Here is a 498-nt window from a genome sequence, read left to right as displayed (position 1 = left end):
GCCCAGGGACACGGCGCGCTGCCACCCGAACTCGGGTACTTCCTGGACCGGACCTGGCGGATGCATCCCGCGGTCTGCTCGGCGGTCTCGGACCTGTCCTACGACGGTCGACTGCACTCTCAGGAGCCCGTCACCACCGGCCGGGCGCTGGCCGGCGTGGAGCCCGGCGTCACGACGCTGTACGTGGAGCACCGGGGCAACTCGACGGAGTCCGTCGAGGAGGCCGAGGCGGTCACCGCCGAGGTGCGGGCGCTGATCGGCACGCCATGGACCCCCGGCGCCGGCGAACCGGCCCGCCCACTCGCCGAGGGCGACATCCTCGTCGTCGCGCCCTACAACGCGCAGGTGTCGCTGATCCGGGCGCGCCGCGCCGACGCCGGCTTCGGCGACGTCCTGGTCGGCACCGTCGACAAGTTCCAGGGCCGGGAGGCCGCGGTGGTGTTCGTGTCGATGACCGCCTCGTCGATCGACGAGGTGCCCCGCGGCATGGGTTTCCTG

At 73.1% G+C, this 498-nt stretch carries 1 protein-coding gene; it reads left to right on the top strand.

Features of this window, described 5'->3' with window-relative positions; translation table 11 throughout:
• The coding region (locus AC1DYG_RS19380; RefSeq protein ID WP_477641485.1) for a DEAD/DEAH box helicase at positions 1 to 498 on the top strand (498 nt) is incomplete at both ends.

It is taken from the genome of Pedococcus sp. P1_H8, from assembly GCF_056405175.1.
The sequence above is the reverse complement of the archived record's forward strand: the minus strand, read 5'-3'. Positions and strand labels throughout refer to the sequence as shown.